Annotated in this window: 19 protein-coding genes and 1 riboswitch; of the genes, 7 read left to right on the top strand and 12 right to left on the bottom strand. The window is 60.8% G+C overall.

The features are described 5' to 3' along the window. The first annotated feature begins 4 nt into the window (after positions 1–4). The gene (locus KCG87_RS00895) at positions 5–598 is read left to right on the top strand and encodes a YceI family protein (protein WP_096795740.1); all 594 of its coding nucleotides are present in this window, start codon (positions 5–7) and stop codon (positions 596–598) included. A 267-nt stretch (positions 599–865) separates the two neighbouring features. On the opposite strand, the gene KCG87_RS00890 is transcribed toward KCG87_RS00895, so the two are convergent. The 4 genes from KCG87_RS00890 to ahcY form a co-directional block, all read right to left on the bottom strand. Continuing rightward, the gene (locus KCG87_RS00890; protein ID WP_108591838.1) at positions 866–2,731 is read right to left on the bottom strand and encodes a DEAD/DEAH box helicase; all 1,866 of its coding nucleotides are present in this window, start codon (positions 2,729–2,731) and stop codon (positions 866–868) included. 221 nt (positions 2,732–2,952) lie between these two features. After that, on the bottom strand, positions 2,953–3,765 hold the full coding sequence (locus KCG87_RS00885) for a transporter substrate-binding domain-containing protein (RefSeq protein ID WP_098966033.1): 813 nt from the start codon (positions 3,763–3,765) through the stop codon (positions 2,953–2,955). A 146-nt stretch (positions 3,766–3,911) separates the two neighbouring features. Further along, positions 3,912–4,757 carry a methylenetetrahydrofolate reductase [NAD(P)H] gene (metF, locus tag KCG87_RS00880; protein WP_003229047.1) on the bottom strand — a complete coding sequence of 282 codons (846 nt, stop codon included), beginning with the start codon at positions 4,755–4,757 and terminating at the stop codon, positions 3,912–3,914. 160 nt (positions 4,758–4,917) lie between these two features. After that, a complete protein-coding gene (gene ahcY, locus KCG87_RS00875) occupies positions 4,918–6,327 on the bottom strand; it encodes an adenosylhomocysteinase (protein ID WP_096795737.1) in 1,410 nt (469 codons plus the stop codon). Positions 6,328–6,350: 23 nt separating this feature from the next. After that, a riboswitch (S-adenosyl-L-homocysteine riboswitch) is annotated at positions 6,351–6,449 on the bottom strand. A gap of 196 nt (positions 6,450–6,645) precedes the next feature. On the opposite strand from ahcY, the gene KCG87_RS00870 reads away from it, so the two are divergent. Beyond that, entirely contained in the window at positions 6,646–7,053 is a 408-nt protein-coding gene (locus tag KCG87_RS00870; protein WP_095137509.1) for a hotdog domain-containing protein, read from the top strand. Between the two features lie 175 nt (positions 7,054–7,228). After that, positions 7,229–8,125, top strand: a complete 897-nt coding sequence (locus KCG87_RS00865; protein WP_097089006.1) for a formate/nitrite transporter family protein — start codon at positions 7,229–7,231, stop codon at positions 8,123–8,125. A gap of 2 nt (positions 8,126–8,127) precedes the next feature. Here the strand turns inward: KCG87_RS00865 and KCG87_RS00860 are convergent, their stop codons facing one another. Further along, positions 8,128–9,417, bottom strand: a complete 1,290-nt coding sequence (locus KCG87_RS00860) for a cation:dicarboxylase symporter family transporter (protein WP_246881621.1) — start codon at positions 9,415–9,417, stop codon at positions 8,128–8,130. Between the two features lie 39 nt (positions 9,418–9,456). Beyond that, positions 9,457–9,870, bottom strand: coding sequence for a VOC family protein (locus KCG87_RS00855; protein ID WP_134784853.1), 414 nt, complete (start codon positions 9,868–9,870; stop codon positions 9,457–9,459). Between the two features lie 91 nt (positions 9,871–9,961). Here KCG87_RS00855 and KCG87_RS00850 point away from each other — a divergent pair, with 91 nt between their 5' ends. After that, positions 9,962–10,825: a LysR family transcriptional regulator gene (locus tag KCG87_RS00850; protein WP_134784852.1), complete on the top strand. Its 864-nt coding sequence runs from the start codon at positions 9,962–9,964 to the stop codon at positions 10,823–10,825. Between the two features lie 30 nt (positions 10,826–10,855). Here the strand turns inward: KCG87_RS00850 and KCG87_RS00845 are convergent, their stop codons facing one another. Further along, positions 10,856–12,118, bottom strand: a complete 1,263-nt coding sequence (locus KCG87_RS00845) for a sodium:proton antiporter (RefSeq protein ID WP_098966029.1) — start codon at positions 12,116–12,118, stop codon at positions 10,856–10,858. Between the two features lie 156 nt (positions 12,119–12,274). Here KCG87_RS00845 and KCG87_RS00840 point away from each other — a divergent pair, with 156 nt between their 5' ends. After that, complete coding sequence (locus KCG87_RS00840) at positions 12,275–13,108, top strand: EamA family transporter (RefSeq protein ID WP_134784851.1); 834 nt, start codon at positions 12,275–12,277, stop codon at positions 13,106–13,108. A 39-nt stretch (positions 13,109–13,147) separates the two neighbouring features. Continuing rightward, entirely contained in the window at positions 13,148–13,531 is a 384-nt protein-coding gene (locus KCG87_RS00835; protein WP_027610617.1) for an MAPEG family protein, read from the top strand. Positions 13,532–13,671: 140 nt separating this feature from the next. Here the strand turns inward: KCG87_RS00835 and KCG87_RS00830 are convergent, their stop codons facing one another. Further along, on the bottom strand, positions 13,672–14,856 hold the full coding sequence (locus KCG87_RS00830; RefSeq protein ID WP_210556443.1) for an MltA domain-containing protein: 1,185 nt from the start codon (positions 14,854–14,856) through the stop codon (positions 13,672–13,674). A 128-nt stretch (positions 14,857–14,984) separates the two neighbouring features. On the opposite strand from KCG87_RS00830, the gene KCG87_RS00825 reads away from it, so the two are divergent. Next, positions 14,985–15,434 (top strand): cytochrome c, encoded by a 450-nt coding sequence (locus KCG87_RS00825; RefSeq protein ID WP_210556444.1) that lies wholly within the window; start codon positions 14,985–14,987, stop codon positions 15,432–15,434. Positions 15,435–15,560: 126 nt separating this feature from the next. On the opposite strand, the gene KCG87_RS00820 is transcribed toward KCG87_RS00825, so the two are convergent. From KCG87_RS00820 to KCG87_RS00805, 4 genes are all read right to left on the bottom strand, one after another. Then, positions 15,561–15,956: a DUF1090 domain-containing protein gene (locus tag KCG87_RS00820; protein ID WP_134784849.1), complete on the bottom strand. Its 396-nt coding sequence runs from the start codon at positions 15,954–15,956 to the stop codon at positions 15,561–15,563. A gap of 94 nt (positions 15,957–16,050) precedes the next feature. Further along, positions 16,051–17,727 carry an NAD-dependent DNA ligase LigB gene (gene ligB / locus KCG87_RS00815; protein ID WP_210556446.1) on the bottom strand — a complete coding sequence of 559 codons (1,677 nt, stop codon included), beginning with the start codon at positions 17,725–17,727 and terminating at the stop codon, positions 16,051–16,053. A gap of 234 nt (positions 17,728–17,961) precedes the next feature. After that, positions 17,962–19,152 (bottom strand): methionine adenosyltransferase, encoded by a 1,191-nt coding sequence (gene metK, locus KCG87_RS00810; RefSeq protein WP_027610621.1) that lies wholly within the window; start codon positions 19,150–19,152, stop codon positions 17,962–17,964. 18 nt (positions 19,153–19,170) lie between these two features. Further along, positions 19,171–20,166, bottom strand: coding sequence for a metalloregulator ArsR/SmtB family transcription factor (locus KCG87_RS00805; protein ID WP_134784847.1), 996 nt, complete (start codon positions 20,164–20,166; stop codon positions 19,171–19,173). Positions 20,167–20,328: the final 162 nt, after the last annotated feature.

The raw sequence follows: 20,328 nt of genomic DNA, 5'->3' as shown, positions 1-20,328 counted from the left end.
AAGCATGTTGAAAAAGACTCTGGCCGCTCTGGCAATCGGTTCGGCCGTACTGTCCGCGAACGTGATGGCTGCTGATTACACCGTCGACAAGGAAGGCCAGCACGCTTTCGTCGACTTCAAGATCAGCCACCTGGGCTACAGCTACATCACCGGTACCTTCAAGGACATCGACGGCAAGTTCAGCTTCGACGCCGCCAAGCCTGAAGACAGCAAAATCGAATTCAATGTGAAAACCGCCAGCGTGTTCACCAACCACGCCGAGCGCGACAAGCACATCTCCAGCAAAGACTTCCTGGACGTGGGCAAATACGCTGACGCCAAGTTCGTCTCCACCAGCGTCAAATCCACCGGCAAGAACGCCGATGGCAAAGACACTGCCGACGTGACCGGCGACCTGACCCTGCACGGCGTGACCAAGCCAATCGTGGTCAAGGCTGTGTTCCTGGGCGAAGGCAAGGATCCATGGGGCGGCTACCGTGCCGGCTTCGAAGGTACCACCAGCATCAAGCGCTCTGATTTCGGCAAGATGATGGATCTGGGTCCACAGTCCGACAAGGTCGACCTGTACATCTCGTTCGAAGGTGTGAAAGCGAAGTAATTTTCGCCGCCATACAAAAACGCCCCCGGTCGTAAGGCCGGGGGCGTTTTTTATTGTCCGTCACATGCACTGATATCACCGCAGATCCACTGTGGGAGCGGGCTTGCTCGCGAATGCGGCGGGCCAGTCGATACTTCCGTTACAGACATACCGCATTCGCGAGCAAGCCCGCTCCCACAGGTGATGTGGTGATTCAGGGATATTGGCTTGCTCATGAAAAATGCCCCGGCTCTTGCGAGCCGGGGCATGTTTCATTGCCGCGATAACTCAGCGATTGCGGGTCAGCAAGGCTGGTTTTTCACCGCGCGGACGGGTCGGCAGTTGATCGAGCTGCTCAGGTGTCGGGAAGCGGTCTGCCTTGGACTCCTTGTGCATGATCTTCGGCCCGGTGCTGCGCGGGTTCTGCACGGCCGGTTCGGCGCGTTGCTGATCGTCGCGAGCCGGGCGGCGGTTGCGCGAGGACTCGTCACGACGGCCCTGGCCATCACGCGGAGCACCGTTGCGCGGGCCGTTGCGTTTGCCCGGTGGGGTGCCGGTGCTCGAACCGTTGCTGTTACGCGGGCCGTTCTGGCGACCTTGCGACTGACCGCCGCGTGGAGCGCCTGCGCCTGCGCCCTGAGCTGGCGCGCCTGGACGGCGACCACGGCCACCGGCAGGAGCAGCTTTCGGCACGTAATCAACGCGGTTACCGAAGTTATCGATATCGTCGTCGAGGAACTCGTCCGGTGCACGATCAGCCGCCGCGCGTGGTGGCTGGCTCGGACGCTGTTCGCGGGCCGGGGTGCCTTCGCGTGGTTTCTGCTGACGGGCAGGGCGCTCGCCGCGTTCGCCGGCGGGTTTTTCCTTGCCCTTGTCTTTGCCTTTGTCTTTACGACCGCCGCCACCGCCGCCGCCATTCGGACCGTCGCCGCGCGGGCCACGGGAGTTGCGCGGGTTGCGCATGTCCGGGCGCTCGCGCACTTCAGGCTTCTCGGCCTCGATGGTGCTGGCATCGAAGCCCATCAGGTCGCCATCGGCGATTTTCTGCTTGGTCATGCGTTCGATGCTTTTCAGCAGTTTTTCTTCGTCCGGGGCCACCAGCGAGATCGCCTCGCCCGAACGACCGGCGCGGCCAGTACGGCCGATACGGTGCACGTAGTCTTCATCGACGTTTGGCAGCTCGAAGTTGACCACGTGTGGCAACTGATCGATGTCCAGACCGCGCGCGGCGATGTCGGTCGCGACCAGGATGCGCACTTCACCGGCCTTGAAGTCGGCCAGGGCTTTGGTGCGGGCGTTCTGGCTCTTGTTGCCGTGGATCGCCACAGCCGGCAGGCCGTGTTTGTCCAGGTACTCGGCCAGACGGTTGGCGCCGTGCTTGGTGCGGGTGAACACCAGTACCTGTTCCCAGGCGCCGGCGGTGATCAGGTGCGCCAGCAGGGCACGCTTGTGGCTGGCCGGCAGACGGAACACGCGTTGCTCGATGCGCTCGACCGTGGTGTTCGGCGGGGTGACTTCGATGCGTTCCGGGTTGTGCAGCAGTTTGCCGGCAAGATCGGTGATGTCTTTGGAGAACGTCGCCGAGAACAGCAGGTTCTGACGCTTGGCCGGCAGGCGTGCGAGGACTTTCTTCACGTCGTGAACGAAGCCCATGTCGAGCATGCGGTCGGCTTCGTCGAGGACGAGGATTTCGACGTGGGACAGATCGACACTGCCCTGGCCTGCGAGGTCGAGCAGACGACCCGGGCATGCGACGAGCACGTCAACGCCACGGGACATGGCCTGGACCTGCGGGTTCATGCCGACGCCGCCGAAGATGCAGGCGCTGACGAATTTCAGGTCACGGGCGTAGATCTTGAAGCTCTCGTGAACCTGGGCCGCGAGTTCGCGGGTCGGGGTCAGGACCAGTACGCGCGGTTGGCGCGGGCCATGACGCTGGGATTTGTCCGGGTGACCGTTGGGGAACAACCGCTCCAGGATCGGAAGGGCGAAACCGCCGGTTTTACCGGTACCTGTCTGTGCCGCAACCATCAGGTCGCGACCTTGCAACACGGCGGGAATGGCCCGCTGTTGCACCGGAGTAGGCTCGGTATAGCCCGCATCTTCGATGGCACGGACTAAAGCCTCGGAGAGACCGAGGGAAGCAAAGGACATGAGTAATCCTGTTTTAGTTAGGGCTTGGCCCAATGGGAGTCTTGCCTGGCGCGAATCGCGTTTAAGAGGACGCGATCCCGTCCGGTCCTGCTGCGGTTCCGAAGGCACGTCAGGAGCGCTCGCGCGGGCTGAAAGCTGCGCTGTAGCGGGTCGAGAGGCCTGTTACGGTTCCGGGCGTCCGGGCGTGAGCCTGGCGGGAACGCCGGAGTATAACAGAGCAATCACTGCGCGCTGCTTTCCTGCTGCTCAACGGTTTTGCGGCTGGCCGAGGCGTTGCCCAGCGGCACGGCGTCGACCGGGGCGGCGCCGTAGCGTGCGCTGAGCTCGGCGTAGGCCGGTTCGCGCTTGAAACGCTTGAGTTCGGCACCGAAACGCGCCACCAGCAGATCCATCCCGGCATTGCGTCGAACGGCCAGATATTGGCTCTGACGGCTGATGACCGTGGGATTTTCGGTGATTTGATCGCGAATATTCAGTTGATCGAGCAAATGCTGGCCCACGCGGCGATCGGTGATCAGCAAGTCGATACGTCCGCGCAACAGTTTGCCGAAGTTGGCCTCGTGGGTTGGTGCCGGCTCGCGGGTGAACAGTGTCGACTGGCTGAAGTCCGGACTGTACAGATAGCCCGGCGAAGTGCCGATGGTCAGGCCTTTGAGGTCTTCGAGCTGGCGGAACGGATGGGGACGGTCGTTGGCGTAGAACATCACGAACTCGACGTCCGACAGCGGTTCGATGGGGTAGAGCAGGGTGGCATCGCGCTCGTCGCTGTGAAAGATGTCCAGTGCGCCGTCGGCCTGGCCGGTCTCGAGCATCGACAGGCAGCGTTTCCACGGCAGGAACTGCCATTCGACTTCGATTCCCAGACGCTTGAACACGATGGCGGTGGTTTCGTAATCCAGCCCGAGGTTCCTGCCATTCTCTTCGTAGACGTAAGGTGCCCACGGCTCGGTGACAATACGCAGCTTCTCGCCCCGAGCGGCAAAGCTCAGGCAAGCAAAAACCAGCACGGTGAGTAACTGCGCGAAAAAAGGCATGGCTTGAGATTACGACGAGAAACGCGAAAGAGCCAGAAAGTGCCTGCACAAGCTCTAATTCGGGGATTCAAAAGCAAAAAATCGCAGCAACGACACCCCTGTAGGAGCTGCCGAAGGCTGCGATCTTTTGATCTTTCTTTTAATGCTTAGCGCGGCAACTTCAGGTTATTCCAGATCGCCAGACTAGGTTCAGCCTGGTTCATGGAATAGAAGTGCAGCCCCGGTGCGCCGCCCTGCAACAGGCGTTCGCACATTTCGCTGACAACTTGCTCGCCGAAGCGCTGAATGCTCTGGCTGTCATCGCCGTAGGCTTCCAGTTGCTTGCGGATCCAGCGCGGAATTTCCGCACCGCAGGCATCGGAGAAACGCGCCAGCTTGCTGTAGTTGGTGATCGGCATGATCCCCGGTACGACTGGAATATCCACGCCCAGCGCCTGCAAACGGTCGACGAAGTAGAAGTAGCTGTCGGCGTTGAAGAAGTACTGGGTGATCGCGCTGTCGGCGCCGGCGCGGGCCTTGCGCACGAAGTTGGCGAGATCGTCTTCGTAATTGCGCGCTTGCGGATGCATCTCCGGGTAAGCGGCAACTTCGATGTGGAAATGATCACCGGTTTCTTCACGAATGAATTCAACCAGTTCGTTGGCGTGACGCAGCTCGCCGCTGGTCATGCCCATGCCGGACGGCAGGTCACCGCGCAGCGCAACGATGCGCTTGATGCCGGCCGCCTTGTACTCGTTCAGCAGGCCGCGCAGGTCGTCCTTGCTGTCGCCGACGCACGACAGGTGCGGTGCGGCCGGTACTTTGACTTCGCTTTCCAGTTGCAGAACGGTGTTGAGGGTGCGATCACGGGTCGAACCGCCAGCGCCGTAGGTGCAGGAAAAGAAGTCGGGGTTGTACGTTGCCAACTGACGGGCAACGTTGAGCAGTTTTTCATGCCCAGCATCGGTCTTGGTCGGGAAGAACTCGAAGCTGTAGCGACGGTCTTGGGACATGGGAAATACCCTTGGAAACACGAAGCCTGTGAGGCTTGCACCGCCCATGTGGGAGCGGGCTTGCTCGCGAAAGCGGCGGGTCAGGCAACATCAATGCTGAATGACAGACCGCTTTCGCGAGCAAGCCCGCTCCCACAGGGAGAGCAGGCCGCCGCGTCAATCAGTAGCGGTAAGCGTGCGGCTTGAACGGGCCTTCGACGGTCACGCCGATGTAGTCAGCCTGTTGCTTGGTCAGTTGAGTGACCACGCCACCGAAGCCGCGCACCATTTCCAGGGCCACTTCTTCGTCGAGTTTCTTCGGCAGTACTTCAACGGTCAGACGCTCGGCTTTCTCGGCTGGCGACAGGTCGGCGTACTTCTGGCCGAACAGGAAGATCTGCGCCAGTACCTGGTTGGCGAACGAACCGTCCATGATGCGGCTCGGGTGACCGGTGGCGTTGCCCAGGTTCACCAGACGGCCTTCGGCCAGCAGGATCAGGTAGTCGTCGTTCTGCGCGTCGAAAGCGCCCGGGCCGGTACGGTGGATCTTGTGTACCTGTGGCTTCACTTCTTCCCATGCCCAGTTCTTGCGCATGAAAGCGGTGTCGATTTCGTTGTCGAAGTGGCCGATGTTGCAGACAACAGCGCGCTTCTTCAGGGCTTTGAGCATGTTCGCGTCGCAAACATTGACGTTACCGGTGGTGGTCACGATCAGGTCGATCTTGCCCAGCAGCGCTTTGTCGATGCTCGCTTCGGTGCCGTCGTTGATACCGTCGATGAACGGCGAAACCAGTTCGAAACCGTCCATGCAGGCCTGCATGGCGCAGATCGGGTCAACTTCGGAGACCTTGACGATCATGCCTTCCTGACGCAGGGACTGGGCCGAACCCTTACCCACGTCACCGTAACCGATGACCAGCGCTTGCTTGCCGGACAGCAGGTGGTCGGTGCCGCGCTTGATCGCATCGTTCAGGCTGTGACGGCAGCCGTACTTGTTGTCGTTCTTGGACTTGGTCACCGAGTCGTTGACGTTGATCGCCGGGATCTTCAGCTCGCCCTTGGCCAGCATGTCCAGCAGGCGGTGAACACCGGTGGTGGTTTCTTCGGTCACGCCGTGAACGCGATCCAGTACTTGTGGGTACTTGTCGTGCAGCAGCTGAGTCAGGTCGCCGCCGTCGTCGAGGATCATGTTGGCGTCCCATGGCTGGCCATCTTTCAGGATGGTCTGCTCCAGGCACCACTCGTACTCTTCTTCAGTCTCGCCTTTCCAGGCGAAAACCGGGATGCCGGCAGCGGCAATGGACGCAGCGGCCTGATCCTGAGTCGAGAAGATGTTGCAGGACGACCAGCGTACTTCGGCACCCAGGGCAACCAGGGTTTCGATCAGCACGGCAGTCTGAATGGTCATGTGGATGCAGCCGAGGATTTTCGCGCCCTTGAGCGGCTGCTCGGAGGCGTACTTGCGGCGCAGACCCATAAGGGCCGGCATTTCCGACTCGGCGATGATGGTTTCGCGACGGCCCCAGGCAGCCAGGGACATGTCGGCAACTTTGTAATCGTTAAAATCTGCAGGCGTGATAACAGCGCTCATGAAGAGCCTCCATTCGTAATGTATGCGAATGGGCGCCGTTGTGCGTTTAGTGTCCGGCCGTGGCCAGTCAACGCCCCATCCGAGCCTGACAGGTTGATCCTGCTGCAGCGCCCCTCGGACAGGTGGCGGGAAAACGGTAGCAGGTGAACGTTACCGTTTTGAAACGGGGGCGATTATAGCCGTCTAGACTGATCTTCCAAAGGGTTTCTGTCGGCCAGATGAAGATCGCTAATAGCGACCATAGTAGAAGGCTCATGGAGCCTGACCGCCCGGTCTGCCAAGATGGCGCCATCTTTCGGCAAACGCTCAGGAGTGAACATGAATTTCCACACCCGCAAATGGGTAAAACCCGAAGACCTGAACCCCAACGGCACCCTGTTCGGCGGCAGCCTGCTGCGCTGGATCGACGAAGAAGCGGCGATTTACGCGATCGTCCAGTTGGGCAATCAGCGCGTGGTGACCAAGTACATTTCCGAAATCAACTTCGTCAGCGCCTCGCGCCAGGGCGACATCATCGAGCTGGGCATCACCGCCACCGAGTTCGGTCGTACCTCGATCACCCTGACCTGTGAAGTGCGCAACAAGATCACCCGCAAGAGTATCCTCACGGTCGAGAAGATGGTCTTCGTCAACCTCGGCGAAGACGGCCTGCCGGCGCCGCACGGGCGGACCGAGATCAAGTACGTCAAAGACCAGTTCAAGGAAGATGAACTGGTCAGCAACTAACATCGGCGGCGCGCCCTTCGCGAGCAAGCCCGTTCCCACATGGATTGCGTTGTACCTGTGGGAGCGGGCTTGCTCGCGAAGGCGGTTGTTCAGTCAGCGAAGAATCATCTGGCCACTGAACAGCCATGAACCGCCGGGGTCGTAGGTAAACACCAGCCCCCACGGTTCCCACGCCATGACCACACCAACAGACGGCAAGACCCCCAACCTCTCGACCGACGAACAACACGAAGTCGAGAAAAACCAGCCGCCCCGCGCGGCGGTTCTGCATGAAATCATCCGCACTCAGGGCGATCAGGAACTGGAGCGCAGCATCGCTGCATTGTGGTGGTCGGCGCTGGCCGCCGGGTTGACCATGGGCCTGTCGCTGATGGGTATGGGCCTGCTCAATTCGCGACTGCCCGAAGGTGACGAGTTCAAGGTCATCGCCAGTTTCGGCTACTGCGCCGGTTTCCTCGCGGTGATTCTCGCCCGCCAGCAATTGTTCACCGAAAACACCCTGACCGCCGTTCTACCGGTGATGACCAAACCGACCCTGAAAAACTTCGGCCGGCTGATCCGCCTGTGGGGCGTGGTCCTGTTCGGCAATTTGTGCGGGACGATTCTGGTGGCGTACGTGATGCTCGAGCTGCCGATCTTCGACACCAAGACTGATCACGCCTTCCTTGAAATCGGCCGCAAGGTCATGGAAAACCACGCCAGTCAGATGTTTGCCAAGGGCATCGTTTCCGGCTGGATGATCGCCACCATGGTCTGGATGATCCCGTCCATGGAGAGCGCGAAGATGTGGATCATCATCCTTATCACCTACCTGATGGCGCTGGGCGACTTCACCCACATCGTGGTCGGTTCGGCGGAAGTGTCGTATCTGGTGTTTGCCGGCGAGCTGCCGTGGAGTGATTTCTGGATGGTGTTTGCCGGGCCCACGCTGGCGGGGAATATCATCGGCGGCAGTTTCATCTTCGCCCTGATCAGCCATGCGCAGATCCGCAGCGAAAGCGGGGCGCCCAAGACGGATAAACCGAACTCCGGCAAACCCCGCGAAGATGAATCCGACAGCAAGCCCCGATAGTTTCAGGCCTTGAACGGCGGGCTGACCGGTTCTGTCGTCGGTTCGCTTTCAGGTGCCTTGAGCTGTCCCTCCCAGCGCGCTATGACCAGCGGTGCCAGTGCATTGCCCAACACGTTGAGCGCGGTGACCGGCATGTCCATCAAGCGGTAGACGCCGGCGATGATTGCCACGCCTTCCACTGGCAAACCGGCGGTGGTCAGGGTCGCTGTGAGGATGATGAACATGAAACCCGGCACTCCCGCCGCGCCCTTTGACGTCAACACCATGATCAGCACCAGCATGGCCTGATCCGCCAGACTCAGATCAATCCCGTACGCCTGGGCGATAAACAGCGTGCCCAGTCCCGCGAACAGCGAGGCGCCATCAAGGTTGAACGAGTACCCCAGTGGAATGACCATGCTGGTGATCGGGCGCGGAGCGCCATACTTCTCCATTTTCTCGATCAGTTGTGGCATCACCGTGGCCGACGCAGCACTGCTGTAAGCCAGTATCAATTCACTGCGTATTTCCCGAATCAGGTGGAAAAAGCGAATGCCGGCCATCCGCGCCACCAGCCCCAGCACGCCCAACGCGAAGAGCAACACCGCGACGTAAGTGATGCCGATCAGCTTCGCCAGCGGCAGTAATGCACTAAGGCCGAAGCTGGCCACGGTGACCCCGATCAGGCCGAAGATGCCGATGGGTGAATAGTGCATGACCAGATGCGTGACCTTGAACATGGTGTCCGATACCGCCTGAATCACGGCGATCAATGGCGCCTTCTGCGGCTCGGGCAGCATCGACAGGGCACAGCCGAACAGGATCGCGAAAAACAGCACGGAGAGCAGCTTGCCCTGAGACATGGCCAGGACGATGTTGTCCGGCACGATGTTCACCAGAGTTCGGCCCAGGTTCTGTGTGTCCCCCGTATTCGCCAGACCAATGGCCGGTGATTGCAGGGTGCTGCTGAAGTCTGCGCCGGCGCCGGGCTGAAAAACATTGCCGACGATCAGTCCGAAGACGATGGCAATGCTGGTGATGGTAAAGAAATAAACCAGCGTCTTTATCCCGACCCGCCCCAGCGCCTTGGTGCTGCCTGCCCCGGCGATGCCGACGACCATGCACGCAAAGACCAACGGTACGACGATCATTTTCATCAGCCTGATGAACAGGTCACCGGCCGGTTGCAGCAGATTGTCGATGAACCAGATCTTGTGTTCGGGAAACTGGTTGAGAAGGATGCCGACGATTATTCCGGCTGCCAGCCCGAGCATGATGCGGGTGACCAGACTGGTGGGTTTCCTGGTAGTCATGATGTGCCCCTTTTGTTGTTGTGTTTGTTGGGGTGAAGCTCAGTGTGCGAAGAGGCCGTCGAAGTCCTTGAAACCCTTGACTTCGATCGGATTGCCGCTGGGATCGAGAAAGAACATCGTGCGCTGCTCGCCGGGTTCGCCGGCGAAGCGGATCACCGGAGCGATTTCAAACGTTGTGCCGAGGCGGCTCAAACGATCGGCCAGCTCCAGCCACTCCTCCAGCGGCAGGACGACGCCAATGTGCGGCATCAATACTTTGTGATCGCCAACCTGGCCGGTACGGGTCGTGGTGAAGGGCGTGCCCACATGAAGCGAGAGCTGATTGCCGAAAAAGTCGAAGTCGACCCATGTCTCGGTACTGCGGCCTTCGGTGCAGCCCAACACATCTCGATAAAAAGTCCGCGCCTGTTCCAGGTCGCAAACATGGTATGCAGCGTGAAAAGGTCTGTTCATGCGATGTCCCCAAGTGAAGGAGCGCTCAGGGTAAACAGACCGTGCGGCGGGGCATAACGACTTCGCCTTGTTCTGAGCGAAAGGAAAACTTATGGATGTACGGTTTCTGAAAAGTCTGGTGGCGGTGGTCGAGACCGGTTCGATTGCGGCAGCGGCACGGCGCGAGAGTCGCACTGCGGCGGCTATCAGTCAGCGCGTCCAGGCGCTCGAGAGATTGCTGGGTTGCACGTTACTGCTGCGTACCGCGCACGCTGCCCGGCCCTCGGACCAGTGCCTGCTGATTCTGCCGAAGATCAGGGCGATCATCGAATTGGCCCAGGATCTACAGAGCGATCTGCATCCCGATGGGGTGGCCGGTGAACTGACAATCGGTGCAATTTCCACAGCGCTGACCGGCGTGTTACCCACCTTGATCGAGCGATTGGCGCTTACAGCACCTGATTTGAAGCTGAAGATCACCCCGGGTGACTCGAAAAGTCTTTACGAGAAGGTGCTTGCAGGGGAGTTGGACGCAGCGATTCTGGTCAGGCCTCCATTCCAGCCGCCCAAGGCATTGGCCCTGGTCGTGCTCAAGGTAGAGCCGCTGATTCTGGTGGCTCCAGCCGCGTACGCCGGGCAGTCGCTGGAAACGCTGTTGCGCGTTCATCCGTTCATTCGTTATGACGCACGCTCGTGGGGTGGGCAGATTGCTCAGCGCTACCTCGATGAACAGGCCATCGAGCCCAACGTGCTGTGCGAACTGGATGCGCTGGAAACGATCGTCATGCTGGTCGCGCAGGGGATGGGGGTATCGCTGGTGCCGCAGTGGGCCGGGATGAGGCTGGAAGGGATGTACGTGTTACCGGTCGAGGACGGGCAGCGTCATGCGCGCGAATTGGTGGTGATGCATGGCTCGATGCCGCACCGCCCATTGGCGATGCGACATCTGCTTGACTTGCTGTGCGGTCCGTCGTGAAGGGCTTCACGACGGCGCTGCGGTGATACGTCAGTGTGCGGGTTCGGCCGCTGTGGCCGGCTCGTCACGGGTGGCGTGCTTGACCAGCTTGCCGATGGTCAGGCCCTGCAACAGGATCGACGACAGCACCACGATGTAGGTGATGCTCAGCAGCAGATCGCGCTCCGGGCCCAGCGGCAGGGCCAGCGCCAGTGCTACCGACACCCCGCCGCGCAAACCGCCCCAGGTCAGAATGCGGATGGTGCCGCGCGGCACCGTGCGCCAACGCCGCAGCAGAACGATGGCCGGGGCCACGGTGAGCAGGCGCGACAGCAGGATCGCCAGCGCCAGCAAACTGGCCGCCGCCACGTGCGCCCAGTTGAACGGCAGCAACAACAGCTCCATGCCGATCAGTGCGAACAGCAGGGCGTTAAGCATGTCATCGAGCAACTCCCAGAAGCCGTCGAGGTACTTGCGGGTCATGTCGTTCATCGCCAGGTTGCGCCCCAGGTTACCGATGATCAGACCGGCCACCACCATCGCGATCGGCGCCGAGACGTGCAGCTCGGTGGCCATCGCCGAACCGCCGATCACCAGCGCCAGGGTCAGCATCACCGTGATCTGATGCTGCTGGACGCTCTTGATCATCCGGTACACCCCATAACCGATCAGCCCGCCGAACAGCACACCGCCAATGGCTTCGTGCACGAACAGCATGGCCGTGGCGCTGAGGGTCGGCGTCTCACCCAGTTGGGCGATGCCCAGCAGCACGGTGAACACCACCACCGCAGTGCCGTCATTGAACAGCGACTCGCCGACGATGGTGGTTTTCAGCGGCTTCGAGGCATTGGCGGTACGCAGTACGCCGAGCACTGCGATCGGGTCGGTCGGCGAAATCAGCGCGCCGAACAGCAGGCAGTAGAGGAAGCTCACGTGCCAGCCGAACAGGGCAAAAATGTAATAGGCGAGGCTGCCGATCACGGCGGTGGCAATCAGCACACCGAAAGTGGCCAACAGGCCGATCGGCCAGCGGTAGCTGCGCAGGTCGTTGAGGTTGACGTGCAGGGCGCCGGCGAACAGCAGGAACGACAGCATCCAGTTCATCAGCAGATCGCCGAAGTCGATCTGGCCGATCAGTTGCTGCACGCGCTCTTCGAGGCCGGGATAGCCGAGCACGCTCAGGCCTTGCAGCAATAGGGAGAACATCAGCGCGGTGACCATCACGCCGATGGTCGGCGGCAGGCCGATGAAGCGGTAATTGACGAAGGTGAGAAGGGTGGTGAGGCAGATAAAAGCGGCGACAAGTTCTAGCATCCGGGCTCCATTGGATGGGGGTGGAAAGACAGCGCCCCGATTCTTCGGTGCAAAGGTTGGATGGGCTGTTTCGGGGTGGGGACACAATCATGCCCCCCTCGGTTGGTCAGCCGCAGACATTGGTGTAGGGTCAACAAAAAAATCAAGGAGTGGAACGTGGCGGCGACAGTTCTGGTGTTAATGGCGGCGCTGTTGCATGCGACGTGGAATACCCTGATCAAGTTCAGTGCCGAACGGTTGCTGGTGGTGGCGTGCATGGACACGGTGGCGCTGCTGTTCGTGGCGCTGGCATTTCCATTCATCAGCCTGCCGCCGGTGGAAATCTGGCCGTGGATTCTGGCTTCGGCGGCGTTCGAGCTGTTGTATCGCTATCTGCTGATTCAAGCTTATCGGGTCGGCGACCTCGGGTTGGTCTACCCGCTGATGCGTGGCTTGTCGCCGTTGGTGGTGCTGGCGCTGACCCTGATCTTCGCCGGCGAAGTGCTCACCACGCAGCAGATCCTCGGGATCATGCTGATTCCGCTGGGCATGGCCTGCCTGCTCTGGCAGGGCGGTGGTGGCAAACATCTCCCTTGGTCGATGCTACCGGTGGTGGCGCTGATCGGCTTGTGCATCGGTTGCTACACCTACATCGATGGTCAGGCCTTGCGGCGCTGGTCGCATCCACTGGATTACCTGGTCTGGGTCACGCTGTTCAGCGCCTGGCCGTTTCCGTTGCTGGCGTGGGTGGCGAAACGCCCGGCATTTCTGGTGTTCTGGCGCGAGCAGTGGAAGCTGGGCCTGGCGGTCGGGTTCTGCGTGTTGTTCAGCTACGCTCTGGTGCTGTGGGCGATGCAGTTGGGCTCGATTGCCGAGGCGGCGGCCTTGCGTGAGATCAGCGTGATCCTGGTGGTGCTGTTCGGCATGCGCTACCTGAAAGAACCTTTCGGCAGGCCGCGGCTCTTAGCCTGTGGGCTGGTATTGATCGGCATGCTGGTGATGAAGTTCTGACTGCCCGCAACTCTCTATCACTCGAAGAAGGACGGCGTTATGACGGTGGCTCTGTGGTGTGTATTGATCGCGATTTTCCTGCCGTATGTGTGCACGATTGTGGCCAAGGTCTCGGGCGGTTTCAGGCTCAGTGACAATCATGATCCTCGGGATTTTCTCGATAGCGTGGGCGGCGTCGCCCGACGGGCGCATGCGGCGCAGTTGAACAGCTTCGAGGTGATGCCGGCATTTGCTGCCGCAGTGATTGTTGCGCATCTGGTGGGCACGGCGCAGCTGGTGACAGTGAATGTGCTGGCGGTGCTGTTTATCACCAGTCGCCTGCTGTACATCATCTGCTACCTGGCGGATTGGGCGATCTTGCGGTCGCTGGTGTGGTTTGTCGGGATGGGGCTGATTGCTGCGTTCTTCTTTGTGTCGGTCTGATTCTCGGGTGCTGCTGCCGCCCTCTTCGCGAGCAAGCCCGCTCCCACAGGTATCAATGGCGAGCACAAATCCTGTGTACACCAAAGAACCCTGTGGGAGCGGGCTTGCCCGCGAAGGCGGTAGCTCTGGCGCCGAGGCGCTTAAGGTTTGTCCTTAACCGTATCGGCGACCTGGGGCACTTGCGGCAACGCCGCGCCTTTAGGCCAGAGCATCCAGATCTGCCCCTGCTGCTTCATGTCGCCGGCCAGTTGCCCGGCAGCATCGCCGGTGCCCCAGAACAGATCCGCACGCACCTCGCCGGCAATCGCGCCACCGGTGTCCTGCGCCGCGACCGGGCGAACCAAAGCGCTGCCGTCCGGGCGGGTGGTCGACAGCCACAGCAGGCTGCCCAACGGAATCACCTTGCGATCCACCGCTGCGCTGTAGCCGGCGGTCAGCGGCACATTGAGCGAGCCGCGTGGGCCTTCGTTGCTGTCCGGGTTGCGGGTGAAGAACACGTAGCTCGGGTTGCTGCCCAGCAGTTCCGGGATGCGCGACGGATTGGCCTTGGCCCAGTTGCTGATCGCGCCCATGGTCACGTCTTCTTTCTTCAACTCGCCCTGTTCCACCAGCCAGCGCCCGATCGGCCGGTACGGATGGCCGTTCTGGTCGGCGTAGGCGATGCGCAGTTGTTTGCCATCCGGCGTCTGAATCCGCCCGGAACCCTGGATCTGCAAAAACTGCAGGTTCATTGGATCGGTCAGATATGCCACTACCGGCGCTTTGACGCCTTTGGACTCGATGGTCGCCGCGTCGTCATACGGCTTGAGCACTCGGCCTTCGAGACGGCCACGCAGGCGCTTGCCCTTGAGTTCCGGGTAAATGCTGTCCAGCGAGACGATGATCATGTCTTCCGGCACGCCGTACACCGGCACGTTCGCCACCTCGGTGGGCGTCAGGCTGCCGGGGTAGACCGGTTCGTAGTAACCGGTGATCAGACCGTTGGGGTTGTCATGCTCGGCGCGCAGTCCGAACACGTCGAGGTTCTGCTTGAGGAAGGCGCGAATCTCGTTGGCGCTTTGCGGCACGTTGGCGGCTGCCGCGCAGGTGCCGCCCCAGATCGGATCAGCCTTGAGTCGGGTGCAGGCGCTGCGCCATGAACCGAAACCGGCGACCAGATCGCTGTCGGACACCGCCGGCAAGGCTTCCCAAGTGGCGCTGGAATAAGTGGCCAAGGCATGGGTTTTCGGTTTGGCAGTGTCGCCACCGGTGCAGCCGGCAAGGATTGCCAGCAGTGGCAGGGTTGCGATCAGTGGGTGACGCCAGGCCTTGAAACGGCTGTTCATGGAGTGATTCCTGTGCCGGTTGCCCAAGTGCTCCATGCGCTCCGGCAACCCGTATTTTTAATAGGGCTATTGGTGTTTGTCGGCGACGCGAGGATACTGGCCGCCGAATTCCGTGACCTGAAGCCACCATGACTCTTAAAAGAATTTCTGTTGTATTGCTGGCCTGTCTGACCTTGTCCGCCTGTGGCGGCGTCGATCCGAATTCTCCGCTGGGGCAACGCAAGGCGATCTTCAAGCAGATGCTCAAGACCGGCGAAGACCTGGGCGGCATGTTGCGTGGACGTATTCCGTTCGACGGGCCGAAATTCGCCGAAGGCGCGGTGAAGCTTGATGCGTTGTCGCATGAACCGTGGAAGCATTTCCCGCAGGTTCGTGAAGAAGATCACACCAGCGCCAAGGATGATGTCTGGCTGCGTCAGGCCCGCTTTCAGGATTTGGCCCGTAACCTTGAGGCGGCCACCGGTGAACTGGTGATCGCCAGCAAGGTTCAGCCGTACAAGGCCAGTAACCTCGGGCCTGCGGTGCAGAAAGTTGAAGATGCCTGCAGCGCTTGCCATAAAGAGTTTCGCGATCATTGATTTCTGTTGTTTGAGCTGACGCCTTCGCGAGCAAGCCCGCTCCCACACTGGATCTGTGTCGTTCACAAATCAAATGTGGGAGCGGGCTTGCTCGCGAAGAGGGCATCAAATTCCCCGCATTAACGGTTACTTGTCGATCTGGTCCAGCGCATCCTGCAGCTCTTTGCGCGACTCGGCGAGCTTGTCCTTGCGCTTGTTGATCTTCTCCGGATCGCCTTTCTTCATCGCCTTGTCGAGATCCGCCTGACGCTTGCTCACTTCGTGCTTGGCTTCCAGCACCTTGTTTTCGCGTTCTTTCTTCAGGCCGGCATCGGTGCAGTTCTTCGTCACTTCATCCAGAGCGGTTTGCAGACCGGCCTGCTGATCGGTGTTGCCCCGGGATTTCGCCTGCTCGAGCTGATTGATGATGCCCTGCTTCTTCGCGGCGCAACCGGTCAGGCCCGGTGCATCTTCGTCAGCCATCACTGGCGCGGCCAGAGCGCCACAGAGAGTCAGCAAGGCAAGCGGTGCAAGAAATTTCATAAAAGCTCCATGTGCAAAGGCAGTCGGGTCGGGGGCACTGCGCTGTTTGAGCGTCTGACGGCCCTTGGGTTCCCGGCTGCCGGGGATTGCGTGATCAGAAACCGTCGATTCCGGCGGCGCGTAATGTGTCACTCAAGGCCAGCACCTGCGGGTCGCGGAAGAATGCGCTCAATTGCGCCGCGCGGCCCGGGCCGATTCCGGCTTCTGCCTGCCATTGTTCGGTGTCGCGTTGTGCCAGCGCCTGCCACGAGTCGGCCAGTTGTGCCTGCCCCGTCGGCGGTAAACCCAATGCTTTGAGCCACTGGGTGAACGGCCGTTGGCGGGCGCTGTGAAAACTGTTGATCAGACGTGTGCTGCTGCGTTCGCCGAAGCCGGCAATGTTAGCAAGCTCTGGCTCGTCGAGGGTCAACCAATCCAGCAGGTTGTTCAGGCGGCCTGTTTCCAGAAGTTTCTCCCAGGTGCCGCGCCCGACATTCTGCAGCGCCAGCCCCTGCTTGCCACTGAGCCAGGTCAGGCGCGCGAGAAACTGGCTTTCGCAACCGGGTGTCGGTTGCCAGCAGCTCAAGGCGTGGAAGTCGCGCGTGTCGGGAATGTCGAGGGCGGCCCGTTCGGAGGTACGCAACACCACACTGTCGAGTCGTGGAATCGTCAACCCGGCCAGGCTGATTGCCACTTGATCGCCGGGGCGGATATCCAGCGCCTGCCAGCGCTTGAGTGAACCGGCACTGACGCGTCTGATCTCGCGGTCATCGAGCATCACCGGCGACAACTCCAATACTGGCGTGATGCGTCCGCTGCGGCCGACTTTGAAATTCACTTTGCGCACCTCGGCCAGCGCTCGGGCAAACGGGTATTTCCAGGCGATAGCCCAGTAGGGCGCGCTCGCCTGCCAGCGCTCAGCCGGTGGGCGCTGGCTCTGGCGCAAGACAATGCCGTCGGTGGCGAAGGGCAGGGGCGATCGATACCAGTGCTCACGCCACTGCTGCGCCTCTTCAAGGTTGGCGATGGCCTGACTGAATGGCGCCGTCGTGGCGAAACCCAATGTCGCCAGTGCCGCTGTTCTTTCGGGCAGATTCGCCGGCCCCTGCGGCCAGTCCCAGGCAAACAGGCCGATCCCGGACGCCTGTTCTGTGCTCAAGGATTTACGGCTCATCAGTCCGGCAACGGTGGCGCGGGCGTTGGCGCTGCCGGCGCTGGCCTGCACATGTTGATTCAGGCGCCAGTAGAGTTCGCCCTGCACCAACAGGTCCCGCGGTTGGGTCAATTGTTGCGGAATGGCGGCGATCCTCTGCGCCGATGCCGTCCAGTCCTGGCCGCTGATACCGTCGCCGCGACTGATCGCTTGCTGCAACAGGCCGCGACGGTAAATCAGCGTGACCGCCACGCCATCTACCTTGGGTTGCACCCAGACATCCTGACGATCCTTTAACCATGCTTGAACGGCAGCCGCTTGGTGGAGCTTGTCCAGACCGGTGTGGGCGATCGGATGCGCGATGGAACCAGACGCGCTGCGCAACGGTTCGGGCGCTGCGGGCTGCTGGAAGCACTGGCGCCATTCGATGAGCCGCACGCGCGATTGATCGTAGAGTTCGTCGGCAATCAGCGAGCGGCCTTCGCGGTGATAGGCGTCGTCCCATTGGTCGATCTGCTGTTGCAGAGCCGAGATTTCAACTTGCGCTTTGCCGAATGGCCAGTCGGGGCAGGCTGCATGGGCGATCAGAGGGGTGAAACTCAGCAAAAGAACTGAAAACAGGCGCCGCGTGGCAAGCATTTTGAGCGTCCTTGCTCAGGGGGAATGCTTTAAGGCTAGGCGAGGATTCAGAGAGGCACCGGGTGGGTGTTTTGCATCGTGTTTCCGTGCCCATGCAGGGGGCGCATGGGCCGGCCTCTTCGCGGGCAAGCCCGCTCCCACAGGGTTCTTTATAGATGTTGGAAGGGGATTCCAGGCATGAAAAAGCCCCGCACGGCGCGAACCGTGCGAGGCTTTTTGTGCAGCCGGGAGGGCTTACAGACCAGCGGCAGAACGCAGAGCGTCGGCGCGGTCGGTTTTTTCCCAGGTGAAGGTGGAGAAGGTGTCTTCGCCAACCGTCTTGGTCTGCGGAGCACGACCGAAGTGGCCGTAGGCTGCAGTTTCCTGGTACATCGGGTGCAGCAGATCCAGCATGGTGGTGATTGCGTATGGACGCAGGTCGAACACTTCACGCACCAGTTTGATGATCTTGTCATCGCTGATCTTGCCGGTACCGAAGGTGTTCAGCGAGATCGAAGTCGGCTGAGCGACACCGATGGCGTAGGACACCTGAATCTCGCAACGCTCGGCCAGGCCGGCAGCGACGATGTTCTTGGCAACATAACGGCCAGCGTAGGCCGCCGAACGGTCAACCTTCGATGGATCTTTACCGGAGAACGCGCCACCGCCGTGACGGGCCATGCCGCCGTAGCTGTCGACGATGATCTTGCGACCGGTCAGACCGCAGTCACCTACCGGGCCGCCAATGATGAACTGGCCGGTCGGGTTGATGTGGAACTGGGTGTCTTTGCTCAGCAGTTCGGCAGGCAGCACGTGCTTGACGATCAGCTCCATCACGCCTTCGCGCAGGTCTTTGTACGACACTTCAGGGTTGTGCTGGGTCGACAGAACAACGGCGTCGATACCGACAACCTTGCCGCCTTCGTAACGGCACGTCACTTGCGACTTGGCGTCCGGACGCAGCCACGGCAGCAGACCCGATTTGCGGGCTTCGGCCTGGCGCTGCACCAGCTGGTGCGAGAAGGTGATCGGCGCTGGCATCAGCACGTCGGTTTCGTTGCTGGCGTAGCCGAACATCAGGCCCTGGTCGCCGGCGCCCTGATCTTCAGGCTTGGCACGGTCAACACCCTGGTTGATGTCAGGGGACTGCTTGCCGATGATGTTCATCACGCCGCAGGTCGCGCCGTCGAAGCCGACTTCGGAACTGGTGTAGCCGATGTCGCAGATCACGTCACGAACGATCTGCTCCAGGTCAACCCAGGCGCTGGTGGTCACTTCACCGGCCACGATGGCAACGCCAGTCTTGACCAGGGTTTCCACGGCAACGCGTGCGTGTTTGTCCTGGGCGATAATGGCGTCCAGCACCGCATCGGAAATCTGGTCGGCGATTTTGTCCGGATGTCCTTCAGACACGGACTCGGAGGTGAAGAGGGAGTATTCGCTCATCTCGATGTTTTCCTGAATTTACCGATGGTGAGTGTCGCCAGCCGGTCGCTGAAAGTGGCGAACCTGGATCTGGAAACCATTACGTAAGCCTACATAGAGGCTGTCCCCGGGAACGAGTCCCGCAGCGGTGGCCCAACGGGCCAAATCGTCCTGTTCAAACCCCAACCACAGATCACCGCAGGCCTCCCTGGCCCAACTCTGGTTGTGGCTACATAACTCTGTCACGAGCAGGCTACCGCCCGGTTGCAGCAGGCCGGCCATGTGCTTGAGCGCTTCGGCCGGCGCGGCGAAATGGTGCAACACCATGTTCAGTACCACGCAATCGGCCTGAAGGCTGGTGCCATTCAATGCATCGGCCAATTGCAGGCTGACGTTAGCCAGCCGTTCACGTTCACATACCTGACGCGCCAGTTCGAGCATCGCCGGGCTGTTGTCCAGCGCGGTTACAGTGCCAAAGCGGCGGGCCAGTTCCGGCAGGAAAGCACCATCGCCGGGGCCGACTTCAATGGCCGTGGCAGCACCATTGAAGTTCAGTTTGTCGAGCAGGGCCAGCACACTGTCACGGTACTGCGGCAGGCCTGCGATCAAGTCTTGCTGGGCGCGGAATTTCTCCGCGACCCGGGCGAAAAAGTCCTGGCTGGCCGCTTCACGTTGGCCATGGACTTGCGTGATGCGTGCCTGCACATCGTCCGGCAGCGCCAGATTGTCGACTTCTTCTAACAATGCGGCGTGCAACTTGCCGCCCAGCAATTCGGTGTGGGGCAGGGCGCGGCGATAGAAAATCGCGTTACCTTCACGGCGTGTCGCCACCAGATCGGCCTGGGCCAGCACTTTTAGGTGGTGGCTCATGCCGGACTGACCGATACCGAAAATCTGCGCCAGCTCCAGTACGCCGAACGAGTCGTTGGCCAGCGCGCGCAATACATTCAGACGCAGCGGATCGCCACCGGCCTTGCACAGGGCCGCCAGCTCGTCGCAATCGTCATGGCGAATGGAAGGCACGCGTAAGTTCATGGGGCAGCAGTCTAGTGACGGTGGGAAATCGCTGCAAGGGCAATATCAAAAAGTTTTGATATTGCTCGATAGATGGCACTTCTCACTGGCTGGTTAACTCTACAAACGAACAGCGGAAAGGTTTCACCAGACGAAACCGCCGTCCAGCACGGGAAAAACGCC

Origin of the sequence: Pseudomonas sp. MWU347, assembly GCF_017947305.1 — a bacterium.
In the GTDB taxonomy this organism is placed as follows: Bacteria; Pseudomonadota; Gammaproteobacteria; order Pseudomonadales; family Pseudomonadaceae; genus Aquipseudomonas; species Aquipseudomonas putida_A.
This window is presented reverse-complemented; position numbering and strand designations above follow the sequence as displayed.